At 72.4% G+C, this 14,984-nt stretch carries 14 protein-coding genes; 11 read left to right on the top strand and 3 right to left on the bottom strand.

All coding sequences use genetic code 11. The features are described 5' to 3' along the window. Window positions 1-76 precede the first annotated feature (76 nt). The 4 genes from AB0K14_RS10565 to AB0K14_RS10580 all read left to right on the top strand — a co-directional run bounded on the left by AB0K14_RS10565 (window position 77) and on the right by AB0K14_RS10580 (window position 6,330). Window positions 77-646, top strand: a complete 570-nt coding sequence (locus tag AB0K14_RS10565; protein WP_360451806.1) for an NAD(P)H-dependent oxidoreductase — start codon at window positions 77-79, stop codon at window positions 644-646. Window position 647: 1 nt separating this feature from the next. After that, window positions 648-1,634 (top strand): zinc-binding dehydrogenase, encoded by a 987-nt coding sequence (locus tag AB0K14_RS10570; RefSeq protein WP_360451808.1) that lies wholly within the window; start codon window positions 648-650, stop codon window positions 1,632-1,634. A gap of 10 nt (window positions 1,635-1,644) precedes the next feature. Further along, the gene (locus AB0K14_RS10575) at window positions 1,645-4,449 is read left to right on the top strand and encodes an AAA family ATPase (protein WP_360451810.1); all 2,805 of its coding nucleotides are present in this window, start codon (window positions 1,645-1,647) and stop codon (window positions 4,447-4,449) included. A gap of 168 nt (window positions 4,450-4,617) precedes the next feature. Then, complete coding sequence (locus tag AB0K14_RS10580; RefSeq protein ID WP_360452145.1) at window positions 4,618-6,330, top strand: family 20 glycosylhydrolase; 1,713 nt, start codon at window positions 4,618-4,620, stop codon at window positions 6,328-6,330. A gap of 201 nt (window positions 6,331-6,531) precedes the next feature. Here AB0K14_RS10580 and AB0K14_RS10585 read toward each other — a convergent pair whose 3' ends face one another. Continuing rightward, window positions 6,532-7,359, bottom strand: a complete 828-nt coding sequence (locus AB0K14_RS10585) for a hypothetical protein (protein WP_360451812.1) — start codon at window positions 7,357-7,359, stop codon at window positions 6,532-6,534. 82 nt (window positions 7,360-7,441) lie between these two features. Then, window positions 7,442-7,672, bottom strand: coding sequence for a hypothetical protein (locus AB0K14_RS10590; protein WP_360451814.1), 231 nt, complete (start codon window positions 7,670-7,672; stop codon window positions 7,442-7,444). 278 nt (window positions 7,673-7,950) lie between these two features. On the opposite strand from AB0K14_RS10590, the gene AB0K14_RS10595 reads away from it, so the two are divergent. The 7 genes from AB0K14_RS10595 (at window position 7,951) to AB0K14_RS10625 (ending at window position 14,305) form a co-directional block, all read left to right on the top strand. Next, window positions 7,951-8,973 (top strand): XRE family transcriptional regulator, encoded by a 1,023-nt coding sequence (locus AB0K14_RS10595; protein ID WP_360451816.1) that lies wholly within the window; start codon window positions 7,951-7,953, stop codon window positions 8,971-8,973. Further along, window positions 8,970-10,133, top strand: coding sequence for a hypothetical protein (locus tag AB0K14_RS10600; RefSeq protein ID WP_360451818.1), 1,164 nt, complete (start codon window positions 8,970-8,972; stop codon window positions 10,131-10,133). The genes AB0K14_RS10595 and AB0K14_RS10600 overlap by 4 nt, the downstream gene beginning before the upstream one ends. A 124-nt stretch (window positions 10,134-10,257) precedes the next feature. Continuing rightward, entirely contained in the window at window positions 10,258-11,388 is a 1,131-nt protein-coding gene (locus AB0K14_RS10605; RefSeq protein WP_360451820.1) for an acyl-CoA dehydrogenase family protein, read from the top strand. Next, on the top strand, window positions 11,388-12,395 hold the full coding sequence (locus tag AB0K14_RS10610) for a s-methyl-5-thioribose-1-phosphate isomerase (RefSeq protein ID WP_360451822.1): 1,008 nt from the start codon (window positions 11,388-11,390) through the stop codon (window positions 12,393-12,395). The genes AB0K14_RS10605 and AB0K14_RS10610 overlap by 1 nt, the downstream gene beginning before the upstream one ends. Continuing rightward, window positions 12,388-13,053, top strand: a complete 666-nt coding sequence (gene mtnC / locus AB0K14_RS10615) for an acireductone synthase (protein WP_360451824.1) — start codon at window positions 12,388-12,390, stop codon at window positions 13,051-13,053. Before AB0K14_RS10610 ends, mtnC begins: the two co-directional genes overlap by 8 nt. 104 nt (window positions 13,054-13,157) lie before the next feature. Beyond that, window positions 13,158-13,736, top strand: a complete 579-nt coding sequence (mtnB, locus tag AB0K14_RS10620; RefSeq protein ID WP_360452147.1) for a methylthioribulose 1-phosphate dehydratase — start codon at window positions 13,158-13,160, stop codon at window positions 13,734-13,736. Beyond that, window positions 13,733-14,305, top strand: coding sequence for a cupin (locus tag AB0K14_RS10625; protein WP_360451826.1), 573 nt, complete (start codon window positions 13,733-13,735; stop codon window positions 14,303-14,305). The genes mtnB and AB0K14_RS10625 overlap by 4 nt, the downstream gene beginning before the upstream one ends. Here the strand turns inward: AB0K14_RS10625 and AB0K14_RS10630 are convergent. Continuing rightward, a complete protein-coding gene (locus AB0K14_RS10630) occupies window positions 14,280-14,894 on the bottom strand; it encodes an HD domain-containing protein (protein ID WP_360451828.1) in 615 nt (204 codons plus the stop codon). The two genes, AB0K14_RS10625 and AB0K14_RS10630, sit on opposite strands and share 26 nt — an antisense overlap. Window positions 14,895-14,984: the final 90 nt, after the last annotated feature.

The following is a 14,984-nucleotide window of genomic DNA, read 5'->3' on the forward strand; positions in this document are numbered from 1 at the left end:
CAGTCATGTGACGGATTCCGGCCGGCCCTCTCGCTCCTAGCGTCGACACCGACACAACCGAGGGGGAGGAACACCCGTGATCAAGGTAGCGATCATCGTCGGCAGTACCCGGAAGGGCCGGTTCGCGCCGGTCGTGGCGAACTGGTTCGCCGACCGCGCCAAGCAGCGCGACGACCTGAGCGTGGACGTGCTCGACCTCGACGACCTGGACCTGCCCGACCGGCTGCACGCCTTCGGCGAGGAGCCGGCCCCGGAGGTCGCGCTCGTCTCACCGCGCCTCCGCGACGCCGACGCGTTCGTCGTCATCACGCCCGAGTACAACCACAGCTTCCCGGCCCCGTTGAAGAGCGCCATCGACTGGCACTTCACCGAGTGGCAGGCCAAGCCGGTCGGGTTCGTCTCCTACGGCGGCGTCGGCGGCGGGTTGCGGGCGGTCGAGCAGTTGCGGCAGGTCTTCGCCGAGTTGCACGCGGTCACCGTGCGGGACACGGTCAGCTTCCACGGCGCGTGGTCGCGGTTCGACGAGGAGGGCGACCCGGTCGAGGTCGACGAGGTGGACAAGGCCGCGACGACCCTGCTCGACCAACTGGTCTGGTGGGGCATGGCGCTCAAGGAGGCCCGCGCCAAGCGGCCTTACGGGGCCTGACGTGCGCGCCGTCCGCCTGCACGCGTTCGGCTCCGCAGACCGGTTGCGCGATGCCGAGGTCGAGGACCCGGAGCCGGGGCCCGGCCAGGTGCGGATCGCGGTGCGCGCGGCGGGCGTGCACCTGGTGGACGCGGTGATCCGGCGCGGCCGCGCGGGGTGGGTGCCGTTGCCGGACCTGCCGATCACGCCGGGCAGCGAGGTCGCGGGCGTGGTCGACGCGGTCGGCGCCGAGGTGGACCCGCGGTGGCTGGGGGAGCGGGTGGTCACGCAGCTGGGCCTGGCCCGCGGGGGGTACGCCGAGCTGGCGGTGCGGGAGGTCGGCGCGCTGCACGTCGTCCCGGACGGGCTCGGCTTCCCGGCCGCGGTGGCGATGATCTGCACCGGCAGCACCGCGTTGGGCGTGCTGGACGCGGCGGCGCCGGCGCCGGACGACGTGGTGGTCGTGACGGCGGCGGCCGGTGGTGTCGGCACGATGCTGGTGCAGGGGGCGTCGCGGGCGGGGGCGTTGGTGGTGGGGTTGGCCGGGTGCGAGGCGAAGCGGCGGGCGGTGTCGCGGGCGGGTGCGGCGATCGCCGTCGACTACCGGCGGGACGGGTGGCAGGAGGACGTGGTGGCCCGGCTCGGTGGACGGGAGGTGACGGTGGTGCTGGACGGCGTCGGCGGCGTGCTGGGACGGGGTGCGGTGGACCTGCTCGCGCCGGGCGGTCGGCTGGTGATGTTCGGGACGTCGTCCGGTGAGCTGGTGAGCCTGTCCTCGGCTGACCTGTTCGAGCGCTGCCTGACCGCGACGGTCGCCGTCGGGCCGCACGTGGCGAAGCGCTCGGGCGGGCTGCGGGCGTTGGAGGCGCGGGCGCTGGCGGAGGCGGCCGCGCGCCGGCTGACGCCGTTCGTGCAGGAGTTCCCGCTGTCCGAGGCGGCGCGGGCGCACGAGGCGATGGAGAGCAGGCACACGATCGGCAAGGTCGTCCTGGTCCCGGACGCCGGCTAGGGTCGTGACCATGCTGCACGGGCGGTCCGCCGAACTCACCGTGGTCGACCGGCTCCTGACCGACGCCCGCGCCGGGCGCAGCGGCGTGCTCGTGGTGCGCGGCGAGGCGGGCATCGGCAAGTCGGCACTACTGGCCCACGCCGCCCACACGGCCGCCCACACCGCCACCAGCGACACCGCCGCCGCCCATACCGCCACCAACGGCACCGCCACCGGCGACAGCGCCGCCCGAACCGCCACCGGCCGGGACGACGGCGGGTTCCTCGTCCTGCGCGGCACGGCGGTCGAGTCCGAGTCCGTGGTGCCGTTCGCCGGGCTGAACCTGCTCCTGGGCCCCGTCGTGGACCGCGTCGACGCCCTGCCGCCCAACCAGGCCGGCGCCCTGCCGCCCAACCAGGCCGGCGCCCTGCGCGCCGCCCTCGGCCTCGCCCCGCCCGACGGCGGCGACCACTACCTGGTCGGCCTGGCCGTGCTCACCCTCCTGGCCGACCTCGCCGAGCACGGTCCGGTCCTCTGCCTGGTGGACGACGCGCACTGGCTGGACCAAGCCTCCGCGCACGCCCTCGTCTTCGCCGCACGCCGCCTGCAGGCCGAGGGCATCGCGATGATCTTCGCCGCCCGCGACCTGCACGCGCCGCCGTTCCCCGCGCCCGGCCTGTCCGAGCTGCGGCTGACCGGCCTCGCCCCCGAGCACGCGGCCGCGCTCCTGGACGAGCACGCCGCCGACCTGCCGCGCTACGTCCGCGACCAGATCGCCCACGAGGCCCGCGGCAACCCGTTGGCGCTGCTCGAACTGCCCGCCGCGCAACGCGAGGGCCACCTGCCCGCCGCCCACGCCTACCGCGTCGCCGCCCTGCCCACCCACAGCCGCATCCAGCAGACGTTCGCCGACCGCATCGGCACCCTGCCCGAGCGCACCCGCACCCTCCTGCTGGTCGCCGCCGCCGACGACACCGGCGACCCGGGCGTCGTGTTCAAGGCCGCCGGCCTGCTCGGCGCGTCCCTGGACGACCTCGAAGTCGCCGAGCAACGCCAACTCCTGCGCTCGGACGAGGGCAGGCTGACGTTCCGCCACCCCCTCATCCGCGCCGCCGCCTACCAGAGCGCACCGCTCAAGCACCGCATCACCGTCCACGCGGCGCTCGCCGAAGTGGTGGACGACGCCCACCGCAGCGCGTGGCACCTGGCCGCCGCCACCACCGCGCCCGACGAGGACGTCGCACAAGCCCTGGCCCGCACCGCCGAGGACGCCCGCGGCCGGGGCGGTTACATCGCCGTCGCGTCGGCCTACCACCGCGCCGCCGAGCTGACCCCGGACCCCGTCGCGCGCGGCCACCGGCTGGCGGCGGCGGCCGGCGCGGCCGGTGCGGCGGGCCAGTTCGACCGCGCGGTAGTGCTCGCCGACCAGGCGTGGGACCTGGTGACCGACGAGGTCGACGGCGCCAGGGTGGCGCGCATCCAGGCCAGGCTGGCCAGCGAGCAGGGACACCCGGCGCAGGCCGCGACGCAACTGGCCCGCGCCGCCACGTGCGCCGCGCACACCGATCCCGAGCTGGCGGGGGAGTTGCTGTTCAACGCCGCCAACAACGCGTGGGCGGGCCGCGACCTCGACGCGCTCGCGGAGATCGCGGCACGCGTGCAGGACCTGCCCGGCGCCGAGGACACGCGAGCCGTCGCCACGGCCGCCTTCGGCCTGGACGGCGCGGACGTGCCCGGCGGGATGGCGGCGCTGCGCCGGCTGCTCGACTCGCCGTACGTGGGCGGACCCGGCAACGCCGTCAGCGCGTGGTGGCACCTGGTCCTCGGTGACGACCGGGCCGCGTACGAGTGGGCGTCCGGACTCGAACACGAGTCCCGCGCCCAGGGCGCCCTCGGCGTGCTGCCGCGGGCGCTGGCCTACCGGGCACGCGGGCTCCTGCACCTCGGGCGGCACCGCGACGCGCGCGCCACCGCCGAGGAGGGGTTGCGGATCGCGGCGGACATCGGCCAGGCGTTCAGCGTCGGTTTCCTGTCGAGCGTGCTCGCCGAGCTGGCCGCCATCACCGGTGACGCGGACCGGTGCGAGGAGCTGGTGGCGACGTTGACCGACGACCAGCCGAAGTCCGTGCGCGCCGCGTGCGCGTTGGCGTTGCTGGACCTCGGCCAGGGCAGGCACGAGGCCGTGCTGGACCGGCTGGCGGACGTCGCCGCCGGCGCGCACCGGCTCTACGCCATCGCGAGCCTGCCCGACCTGGTGGAGGCCGCCGTCCGGCTGGGCAGGCACGCCTTCGCCGAGGACGCCGCCACCTGGTACGACGAGTGGGCGTCGAGCACCGGCCAGCCGTGGGCGCGAGCGGTCGCCGCACGCTGCCGGGCCCTGCTCACCGACGACGAGCAGTGGTTCACCACCGCCGTCGAACTGCACCGCGCGAACGAGACCCGGGCGAACGAGACCCGCCCGTTCGAACGCGCCCGCACCGAGCTGCTGTACGGGGAGTGGTTGCGCCGGGCCCGCCGCAAGGCCGACGCCCGCACGCACCTGCGGTCGGCGTTGGAGAGCTTCGAACGGCTCGACGCGACGCCGTGGGCCGCCCGTGCCCGCACCGAACTGCGTGCCACCGGCGAGAGCCGGGCCGTGCCGGGACCGGACCCGCTCAGCGCCCTCACGCCGCAGGAACTGCAGGTCGTGCGCCTGGCCGCGACCGGGCTGAGCAACCGGGACATCGGCGCGCAGCTGTTCCTGAGCCCGCGCACGGTCGGCTACCACCTCTACAAGGCCTACCCGAAGCTCGGCGTCGCGTCGCGGGTGGAACTCGGCAAGCTCGACCTCGCGTAGCCGGCGCCACCCCCTTCGTCCTACCCGGGCCTCTTCGCCAACTGGTCTAGACCCATTGACATCTCCTCTCGGGCGTACGCACGCTTGACGGCAGCCGGCCGCCGCCCGCCTTGAGGAGGACCCACGGTGAAACTCCAAGCGAGGACGGCGCGAGCGCTCGCCGTCCTGGTGACGGTGCTCGGCGCGACCGTCGTCTGGAACGTCGGCACGGACACCACCACGGCCTCGGCCGCCGAACCCCTGCAGAGCCTCGTCCCCGTACCGGTCTCGGTGCAGCCCGCCGCCGGCGTCACGCACCCGATCACCGCCGCCACGAAGATCTACACCACGGCCGCCGCGCACGCCGTCGGCGAGCACCTCGCCGGTCTGCTCCGCCCGTCGACCGGGTTCGCCCTGCCCGTCACCGACACCACCGGCACGCCGACCGACGGCATCTCGCTGCTCATCGGCGGCGCGCCCGCGTCCGTCGGTGACCAGGGCTACCACCTGGTGGTCACGGCGGCGTCCGTGCAGCTGCGCGCCAACACCCCGGCGGGCCTGTTCGCGGGCGTGCAGACGGTGCGGCAGCTCCTGCCCGCCAAGGTCGAGAGCAGGACCGCGCAACCCGGCCCGTGGACCTTGCCCGGGGCGACCATCACCGACCACCCGCGGTTCGCGTACCGCGGCGCGATGCTCGACGTGGCCCGCCACTTCCACCCGGTCGCGACGGTCAAGCGGTACCTCGACCAGCTCGCCCTCTACAAAGTCAACTACTTCCACCTGCACCTGACCGACGACCAGGGCTGGCGCATCGTCGTCGACAGCTGGCCGCGGCTGGCCACGCACGGCGGCAGCACGCAGGTCGGCGGCGGACCCGGCGGGTACTACACCAAGGCGCAGTACCAGGAGATCGTCGCCTACGCGGCGGCCCGGCACATCACCGTCGTGCCCGAGGTCGACCTGCCCGGCCACACCAACGCGGCGCTGTCCTCGTACGCCGAGCTGAACTGCAACGGCGTCGCGCCCGCGTTGCGCACGGACATCGCGGTCGGCTACTCGTCGTTGTGCGTGTCCAAGGACATCACTTACACGTTCGTGGAGGACGTGATCCGGGAGATCGCCGCGTTGACGCCCGGGCCGTACTTCCACATCGGCGGCGACGAGGCGAACGCGACCACCGACCAGGAGTACCAGACGTTCATGAACCGCGTGCTGCCGCTGGTCGGCAAGTACGGCAAGAAGGCCATGGGCTGGCACGAGTTCGTCAAGACCACCGCGGACACCTCGGCGGTCGCCCAGTACTGGGGCACGACCACGTCCAACGCCGTCGTCCAGAACGCCGCCGCGCGCGGCCAGAAGATCGTGATGTCGCCCGCGAACAAGGCGTACCTGGACATGAAGTACAACTCCAGCACGCCGCTCGGCCTGAGCTGGGCCGGTTTCATCGAGGCCCAGGACGCCTACAACTGGAACCCCGGCACGCACGTGAGCGGTGTGCCGGAGTCGGCGGTCAGCGGCGTCGAAGCTCCACTGTGGACGGAAACGGTCGTGACCCCCGCACACGTCGACTACCTGGCGTTCCCCCGCCTGCCCACGATCGCCGAACTGGCCTGGTCACCCTGGTCGACCCACAACTGGGACGCGTTCCGCCTCCGCCTCGGCGCCCAGGCCCCGCGCTGGACCGCCATGGGCCTCGACTTCTACCGCTCACCCCAGGTCCCCTGGGGCAACGGGACCACCACCACCACGACCCAACCATCCGGCACGTGGGCCCCGAACCGCGCCTACACGGCAGGCGCCCAGGTCACCTACAACGGCGTCACCTACCAGTGCCGCCAGTCCCACACCTCCCAGCCCGGCTGGGAACCCCCGAACGTCCCGGCCCTCTGGCAACGCCTCTAGCCCTGCACCTCGGTCCCGAACGTTCACCTCACGCGTCCTGAACGTAGGACACGCCTGTCCCGAACGTAGGACACGCGCGACGCCAACGTACGACTCTCGTGCGTGTCCTACCTCCAGAACGCGCGTGTCCTACGTTCAGAACGCGCGTGTCCTACGTTCGGAACGCGCGTGTCCTACGTTCAGGTACCCCGAGTTCAACGCTCAGGACACGACGCGGGCGGCTGAGACCGGGCGTTGCGCCATCGTGTAGGTCCCCGCGGACGACGTGTTCACGCTCCACCGGTACCGGCTGAACTCGCCGGTCGCGTCGGACGCGTAGAACATCATGTGCCCGTACCCGGCGCCGTCGGTCTCGGCGGTGGCGTTGAAGATCCGGTTGTCCGGGAACCGGAAGTAGTTGCCCACTCCGTACACGCCGTGCGGCACGGCGGTGCAGTCCACGACCTCCACCGCGTACTGCGTCTCGCCGGCGAAGTTCAGGGTGGGGTGCGGCGCGGTGTAGACGCCCTTCACCGAACGCACCATCACCACGTGACCGGTGTTGGTGTCCTGCTCGTTGCGGTAGTCGATGGCGATCAGGTCGCCCGGCCGGAGGTCGGTCACCCGGCTGACGCGCTCGAAGTGCGGTACCACCCGCTCCGCGAACGCCGCCCGGTAGTCCCGCGCGAACGGGCTGGCCACCCCGAAGTGGGCGCTGAAGAAACCCGAAGTCGCCCACCGGTACGTGCGCTTCAGCACGGCGGTCAGGAACGACGCGCACTGGCTCCGGTTGACCCACCCCGACGCGTCACCGGGTGAGCCCCACCGGACCACGTTCGGCTGGTCCGGTTCCTTGTAGGTGTTGTTCACCAGCGGGCACGTGGGCAACGACAGGTAGCCGACCAGCTGCTCGGCCTCCAGCAGGTGCGGTGTGGACGTCTGGTGTGGACGCGGCAGCGCGCGGGCCGACGCGGCGGTCGCCCCGAAGGTCGCGGTCGCACCCGCGGCGACGGCGGTTCCCCCGGAGAACGATCTGCGCGACAGGTCCATCGGGCGAATCCCCCTTCGATACGGGCCCGCACACCGTAGTCGAAGGGGGTGGTCCGCACGCGGTGGTTCGGCAGGCCGTGCTTCAGCGCGCGTAGAACAGCAGCACGGTGGTCAGCACGGTGCAGAGGGCGAGCATCGCGGCGATCCCGGTCATGGCCGCGCCCGCCGACAACATGATCCGGGTGAGCATGCCGAGAACCCGGCGCAGGAGCTTCGCCAGGGCTAGGACCAGCGCCATCGCGCCGACCATGAGCAGCACCACGAGCGGCGTCCACTCGGCGGTCTCGGAAGATTGAGCGAGTGCGGTGAGCATGTTCATGATGACCCCCGGATGGCTTCCTGGGTGAACTTCACCTAGTCTCACTGAAGTTGACTGAACCTCAGTAACTTGAGCGTAAGTCCAGCTGTACTTGAGTGACAAGGCCCTTATGGGGGTATCGAGGCGTGACTTTTCTCCGCAATCGTGTATGTTTCGCTCTTCAGCTGATACGCTGAAGTTCACTGAAGGGCGCGCGGAACGTGGTCGTTGCGGAGGACTCCCACTCGCTGGCACACCGCCTTCGGGCGTTGCGCGAAGAGCAGTGGCCTGACGTGACGATCACGCAGAGTGATCTTGCCTACGCGTTCAGTGCCGAGAAGCCGGCCAGCGTGCCGCTGCTGTCCTCCTGGGAGAGCCGCGGGAACCCGAAGACGCCGCCGGTGCCCCGCCTCGCCGCCTACGCCACGTTCTTCGCCACCCGGCGCTCCGTCGCGGCCCGCCCCTACCGCCTGATCCCGGTGGACGAGCTGACCCCCGACGAGCTGCGCCGCCGCGACGAGCTGCTGCGCGAGCTGACCGACCTGCGCGCCGCCATGCGGCGCGAGAACGCCACGACCGCGATCGAGGACGTCGCCGACCGAGGTTTCTGGTACTTCGACGACCGGCACGTCATCACCATCGTGGTCGCCCAGCTCCCGGCCGACATGCGGGCGAAGATGCCCTACTGCGACCCCACGCAACCGGACTACGTCGAGCTCTACACCTACGCCGACCTCGACGCCCTGATCGAGCTGCACGGCCACATCCGCGCGCTCAACCCCCGCAGCCAGGTCAACTTCCGGATAGCGTCCGACCTGGTGCCCGACGACTACACCACGCACCTCGTGCTGCTCGGCGGCGTCGACTGGAACCTCGTCACCCGCGAGCTGCTCGACCGGGTCGACCTCCCCGTCACGCAGGTCGCCCGCCACGACGAGTCCGAAGCGGGCGGTTTCGTGGTCCGCTCGACCACGGGCGAGGAACGCCTCTACGCGCCCAAGCTGGGCAAGCAGGACGGCCACGAGGTCCTCCTGGAGGACGTCGCGCACTTCTTCCGCGGCACGAACCCGTTCAACCACAAGCGAACGGTGACGATCTGCAACGGCCAGTACGGCAGGGGAACCCTCGGTGTCGTGCGCGCCCTCACCGACGGCAGGTTCCGCGACCGCAACGCGGCCTACCTCGACCAGCGGTTCCCCGGCCTGACCTCCTACAGCGTCCTCACCAGGGTGATGGTCGTGAACGGCCAGGTGGTCACACCGGACTGGAACCTGCCGGAATACCGACTCTTCGAATGGCCGGAGGGCCAGAGTTGAACGCCGCAGCCACCGCGCTCGCCGCACCCGGGCGCACCGGTGCGCACCGCCCCCGGTCGGCGAACCACCACGGTTCCCACCGGCACCTGCTCACCAGGGACGCCGTCGCCGATCCGGCGCGGGTTGACGCGATCATCGTGCCGACCGCGCGGCCGACCGCCTACCTGGAGAACGTCGTCGCGCTCGCCAAGCACCACCGGTGCACCTTGGTGACGTTGTGCAGCCGCCGTTCCTCCGCGGACGCCGCCACCGCGCTCGCCGAACGCGCCGGCGTGGAGATCGTCGCCACCGACATCGCCGAAGCGCCCCTGGACCTCCTGCCCCCGTTCCGGACCACGGCGATGCTGCGCGGCGGCCGGTTCGACCGCCGCACCGACACCAGCCTGAAGCGCAACCTGGGCCTGCTGCTGGCCGCCGTGGCCGGGTGGGAGCGGGTCGTCTACGTCGACGACGACGTCGTGATCCCGCGGCCCGACGACCTCGGTGACGCGGTGGGCCTGCTCGACCGGTTCACCGGCGTCGGCCTGACCGTGGGCGGCTACCCGGACAACTCGGTGGTGTGCCACGCCTACCGCGAGGCGGGCGGCGACCAGGACACGTTCATCGGCACGGGGGCGCTCGCGATCGGCCGGGAGTCGTTCACGTCGTTCTTCCCCAACATCTACAACGAGGACTGGTTCTTCCTGCTGGACGACACCGGGCTGTCGCCGTCGGCGGTGACGGGGCTGGCCGTGCAGCAGCCGTACGACCCGTACCGGGACACCATGCGCGCCCGCACCGAGGAACTCGGCGACTGCCTCGCCGAAGGGCTGTTCGGCCTGCTCGACACCGGGCACGGCCTGACCGACGCCACGGCGGGGTACTGGCGGTGGTTCCTCGGCCAGCGCAGGCGGTTCATCGAGGAGGTCATCACGATGGTCGCCGACACCCGGCCGGACGGCGCGGACAAGCTGAGGATGATCGCCGCCCTGAAGGCCGCCGGCGGTCGCAACCGGCTCATCGAGCCGCAGCTGTGCGTCGACTACCTGACGGCGTGGCGCGCGGACCGCCTGGTGTGGCGCGACCACGTCGAAACCACCCGCCGCCGCCACGGCGGCCAACCCGTGCCGAAGCTGCTCGCCGACCTGGGCCTGCTGCACCGCTACCGCCCGGGCGCCTGACCACCGGCCTCCCATGTGGCGGAACGCTCAGTTCACGGTCCGGTGACGGCGATTAGGCTCGCCTGCTGGAAACGCGGACGAGAACGGGCGACGGCGCCGGCCGTGAGCCGGACGGAGGCAGGGCATGACGAGCACCGATGGTCGGCGGAAGTGGCTGACCGTCGCCGAGGAGCTGGCCGCGGCGTTGCGGGTCGACGCGGCGGAGCGGGACCGGCGCGGTGCGGAGCCCGTGGCCGAGGTCGAGGCGTTGCGGCGGTCCGGGTTGTTGGCGATCGACGACTGGGCCACCCAGCAGGCCGTGACCAGGGTCGTCGGCGCGGCGGACGCCAACGTCGGCCACCTGCTCGGCTACCACTACCTGCAAGTCTGGCGCAGCGGCCTGTTCGACAACCCCGCGTTCGACGCCGGCGGCAACCCGGGCCTCTTCTGGGCCGGGGTCAGCAACCCCCTGGACGCCGCGCTGGAGCTGCGGCCCGTCGACGGCGGGTTCGAGGTCACGGGGCGCAAGACGTTCGCCACGGGCGCGTCGGTGGCCGACCGGCTCGTGGTCAGCGCCACCCGCACCGACACCGGCGAGAAGGTGACGTTCACGCTGGACGCGAAGGCCGCCGGCATCACCTACGCCGGTGACTGGGACAACATCGGCCAACGCCTCACCGCCAGCGGCGGTGTCGCGTTCGACCGCGTGCACGTGCCGTCCGACCAGGTCCTCGGCTCGCACGACGAGGACAGCCCGCGCCTGTCGCTGGCCGCCCTCGGCTTCCAGCTCGTGCTCGCCCAGCTGTACGTGGCGATGGCCGAGGGCGCCCTCGCCGAAGCCGCCCGGTACACCCGCACGACCACCCGACCGTGGTTCCTCAGCGGTGTCGACGAGGCCACCGCCGACCCGTACGTCCTGGCCGCGTACGGCGAGCTGGTGTCCGAGGTGCGCGCCGCCGGCTGCCTCGCCGACCACGCCTCCGACCAGCTGGACCGGGCCTCGCGGCGGGGCGCCGACCTGACCCGGGACGAACGCGCCGAGACCGCCGCCGCGATCTCGGCGGCCAAGGTCGTCGCCACCAAGGTCGCCAACCAGACCACCAGCCGGGTGTTCGAGCTGTGCGGCGCCCGCGCCACCGCCGCCGGCTACGCCTTCGACCGGTTCTGGCGCAACGCCCGCACCCTCACCCTGCACGACCCCGTGTCGTACAAGGCGCGCGAGGTCGGCGCGTACTTCCTCACCGGGGAGCACGCACCGTTCACCGGGTACAGCTGATGGAGCCGCTGCTCGCGCGCAGCGTCCGCCTCGAAGACGACGGCGTGCACGTCCTCGACCGCCGCAACTTCCCGTTCGAGCGCACGTGGGTGCGCTGCGGCACGGTCGCCGAGGTGGCCAAGGCGATCCAGGACATGGTCACCCAGTCCTCCGGCCCGTACTTCGCCGCGCTGTGGGGCATGGTGCTGGCCGCCCGCGAGGCCCGCGGCCTGCCGCGCGACCAGGCCCGCGCCCACCTGGACCAGGCCGGGCAGCTGCTCATCGCCACCCGTCGCACCAACAACCACCTGCGCAAGGCGGTCGCCGCGGTGCTCGCGGGCGTGGACGGGCACGAGGACGTCGAAGCCGGTGCCCTCGAAGGCGCGCGGGCGGGGGACCGGCGCTACCGCGAACGCAGCCGCAAGCTCGGCACGCACACCGCCGAGCTGCTGCCCGACGAGGGTGCGGTGCTCACGCACTGCTGGGCCGACCTCTACCTGACCGAGACCGTCACCGCTGCCCAGGGCATGGGCAAGCGTTTGCGGTTCATCTGCACGGAGACCCGCCCGTACCTCCAGGGAGCGCGCCTGACCGCGGAGACCCTGGGGGAGATGGGCGTGGACACGACCCTCATCACCGACGGCATGGGCGCGGCCGTCATGTCGACCGGCGACGTCGACGTGCTGCTGACCGCCGCCGACCGCGTCACCATGGACGGGCACGTGGTCAACAAGGTCGGCACGCTCGGCCTGGCCGTCGCGGCACGGGCGTTCGACGTGCCGTTCCTGGCCATGGTGCAGGCGCCCGATCGGCTCGCCCCCACCGCCGCCGACGTGCCGATCGAGTACCGGCCCGGTGACGAGGTGCTGCACACGCTGGGCCGCCGCACGGCCACCGACCGGGCGCGCGGCCTCTACCCGGCGTTCGACGTGACGCCGCCGCGGTTCGTGACCTCGGTGGTGACCGACCGCGGTGCGTACGCTCCGCACGGTTTGGCCGACTACTACGTTGGGGACGTTGATGACTGAATGGGTCGTGCTGGACATCGAGGGCACGCTCAGCGCCACCGACCAGGTCCTGGTCACGCTGTACGACTACGCCCGGCCGCGGCTCGGGCCGTGGATCGACGAGCACGCCGACGACCCGACCGTGGTCGACGCCGTCGCGCGGATCCGTGAGCTGTCCGGTGTGGACGGCGGCACGGACGAGCTGGTGCGCGTGCTGCACGGCTGGATGGACGCCGACCAGAAGGTCACGCCGCTCAAGACGTTGCAGGGCCTGATCTGGCAGCGCGGTTACGCCGAGGGCGACCTGGTCGCCGAGTTCTTCCCGGACGTCGTGCCCGCCCTGCGCCGGTGGCACGACGCGGGCACCAAGCTGGCCGTGTTCTCCTCGGGCTCGGTGGCCGGTCAGGTCGCGTTCTTCGCGCACACCGCGGACGGCGACCTCACGTCGTTGTTCGAGTACCACTTCGACACCGTGAACGCGGGCCCGAAGCGCGAGGCCTCGTCGTACCTGAAGATCGCCTCCGTGCTCGGCTCGACCGACATCACGTTCTACTCCGACGTCCCCGCCGAGCTGGACGCCGCCGCCGAGGCGGGCTGGGAGACGGTCGGCGTGCGGCGGCCCGGCGAGCCTTACGGCGACGCCGACTTCGGTCCACACCGGACCTCGGAGACCCTGTGACCACCGGCTCCGGGACCACCGGCTCTGGGACCACCGGCTCTGGGACCACCGGCTCTGGGACCACCGGCTCGGGGTTCACCGGCGCGGGGACGCCCGGCGAGGCGTTGGCCGCCGAGTGCGCCCGCTACACCGCGATGGGCTGGATGCGCGGCACCTCGGGCAACTTGTCCGTGGTCGTGGACCGCGACCCGCTGCGGCTCGCGGTCACCGTCAGCGGCAAGGACAAGGGCGAGCTCACACCCGACGACGTGGTCGTGGTCGACGCCGAGGGCCGCACGGACGACCCGGTGCGCGTGCCGTCGGCCGAGGCGGGCCTGCACGGGCGGATCGCGGCGGTGTCCGGCGCGGGCGCGGTGGTCCACGTGCACGCCCTCGCGCCCGTGATCGCGGCCGAGCACTGGCCCGATGGCGTGGAGCTGCGCGACCTGGAGATGCTCAAGGGCTTCGGCCGACAGGCCCACGACGACCTGGTCGTCGTCCCGGTCGTGCCGAACAGCCAGGACATGCGGGTGCTGGGCGACGCGTTCGAGGCCGGGTACCGCGCGGACGTGCCGGCCTTGATAGTGGCCCGGCACGGGGTGTACGTGTGGGGTGACGACCTCCACCAGGCCCGGCACCGGCTGGAGTGCCTGGAGTGGCTGTTGCGCTTCACCACCGAAACCCACAGGAGGTGGGCACGATGACGTTGCTGACCGTGTGGTCGGACACCGACCCGGAGACCGCGCTGGTGCGCACCGCCGAGCCCGCCGAGATCGCGGTGGAGCTCAAGCAGCTCGGCGTCCGCTACGAGCAGTGGCCGGTCGTACCGGGCGTGACCAGGGAGAACGCCCTGGAGGTGTACGCCGACCGGGTCGCCCGGGTGACCGAGACCGAGGGGTACGTCCTGGTCGACGCGATGGAGATGACGCCGTCGGACGACCCGGAGTGGCTGGCGTCGGCCGGGCAGGCGCGGCTGAGGTTCCTCGCCGAGCACACCCACGACGACGACGAGGACCGGTTCTTCGCCCGCGGCGCCGGGGTGTTCTACCTGCACGTCGCGGACCGCGTGTACGCGGTGCTGTGCGAGGCGGGCGACCTGCTGAGCGTGCCCGCGAACACCACGCACTGGTTCGACATGGGTACCCGGCCGGACTACGTGTCGATCCGGTTCTTCCACGACGACGACGGCTGGGTCGGCAACTTCACCGGCAGCGAGATCGCCCGGGGGTTCCCGACGTTCGACACGCTCATGGCGGGTCACCGAGCGAGCTGAGCTCGGCCGCGAGGTTCGCACGCGCGCGTTCCTGCCACCGTTCGCGCGCGTGGGGCGTGACGTACAGCGGGTCGCGCTCGGCGAGGCGGCGCAGGACGTCCGCCCGACCCACCCGCCACGCGTCGTCCGGCACGTGGGCGTACTCGGCGCGCACGGCGGTCCGGTAGCGCTCGTAGGTGGCGGCGTCGGCGCCCAGGATGGCCAGGTCGGCGTCCAGGAGCAGGCACGTCAGCGGGTCGTCCGAGGTGTGGTCCGCGGTGGCCAGCACGAGGGCGGCCACCGCGTCGGCCTCGGGCAGGCCGGCGAGCCGTTCGCGGGCCCACTCGGCGCTGCGGCGCTCGTCCTCGCCCGGCTCGCCGTCGTAGACGACGTCGTGCGCCAAGGCGGCGAGGACCAGCACGGCGCGCTCACGTGCCGTGCGGCCGGCGGCTTCGGCGAGCGCGGTCACGTCCCGGACGACGGCCAGCACGTGGTCGGCGTTGTGGTAGCCGCGGTGCGGTTCGGCGTACCGGTCGGTGAGGTCGCCGGGCCCGTGCGCGCCGCCCAGCACCCGCACCGCCCCGTGCCACCGGACTTCCAGCTCGACCATGCCCGGATGCTCCCACCCCGTTCCCCAACGGGTGAGATTCACGTATTCCAGGCGAGTGCCGCATAACGAATCGGTATCGGCGTGCATCAT

It is taken from the genome of Actinosynnema sp. NPDC050801, assembly GCF_040673975.1.
Taxonomy (GTDB): domain Bacteria; phylum Actinomycetota; class Actinomycetes; order Mycobacteriales; family Pseudonocardiaceae; genus Actinosynnema.

Coding starts and splice junctions, on each gene's coding strand:
- AB0K14_RS10575 (WP_360451810.1), top strand. CDS start 1,645: ATGCTGCACGGGCGGTCCGCCGAACTCACCGTGGTCGACCGGCTCCTG.
- AB0K14_RS10585 (WP_360451812.1), bottom strand. CDS start 7,359: ATGGACCTGTCGCGCAGATCGTTCTCCGGGGGAACCGCCGTCGCCGCG.
- AB0K14_RS10590 (WP_360451814.1), bottom strand. CDS start 7,672: ATGCTCACCGCACTCGCTCAATCTTCCGAGACCGCCGAGTGGACGCCG.
- AB0K14_RS10605 (WP_360451820.1), top strand. CDS start 10,258: ATGACGAGCACCGATGGTCGGCGGAAGTGGCTGACCGTCGCCGAGGAG.
- AB0K14_RS10610 (WP_360451822.1), top strand. CDS start 11,388: ATGGAGCCGCTGCTCGCGCGCAGCGTCCGCCTCGAAGACGACGGCGTG.
- mtnC (WP_360451824.1), top strand. CDS start 12,388: ATGACTGAATGGGTCGTGCTGGACATCGAGGGCACGCTCAGCGCCACC.
- AB0K14_RS10625 (WP_360451826.1), top strand. CDS start 13,733: ATGACGTTGCTGACCGTGTGGTCGGACACCGACCCGGAGACCGCGCTG.
- AB0K14_RS10630 (WP_360451828.1), bottom strand. CDS start 14,894: ATGGTCGAGCTGGAAGTCCGGTGGCACGGGGCGGTGCGGGTGCTGGGC.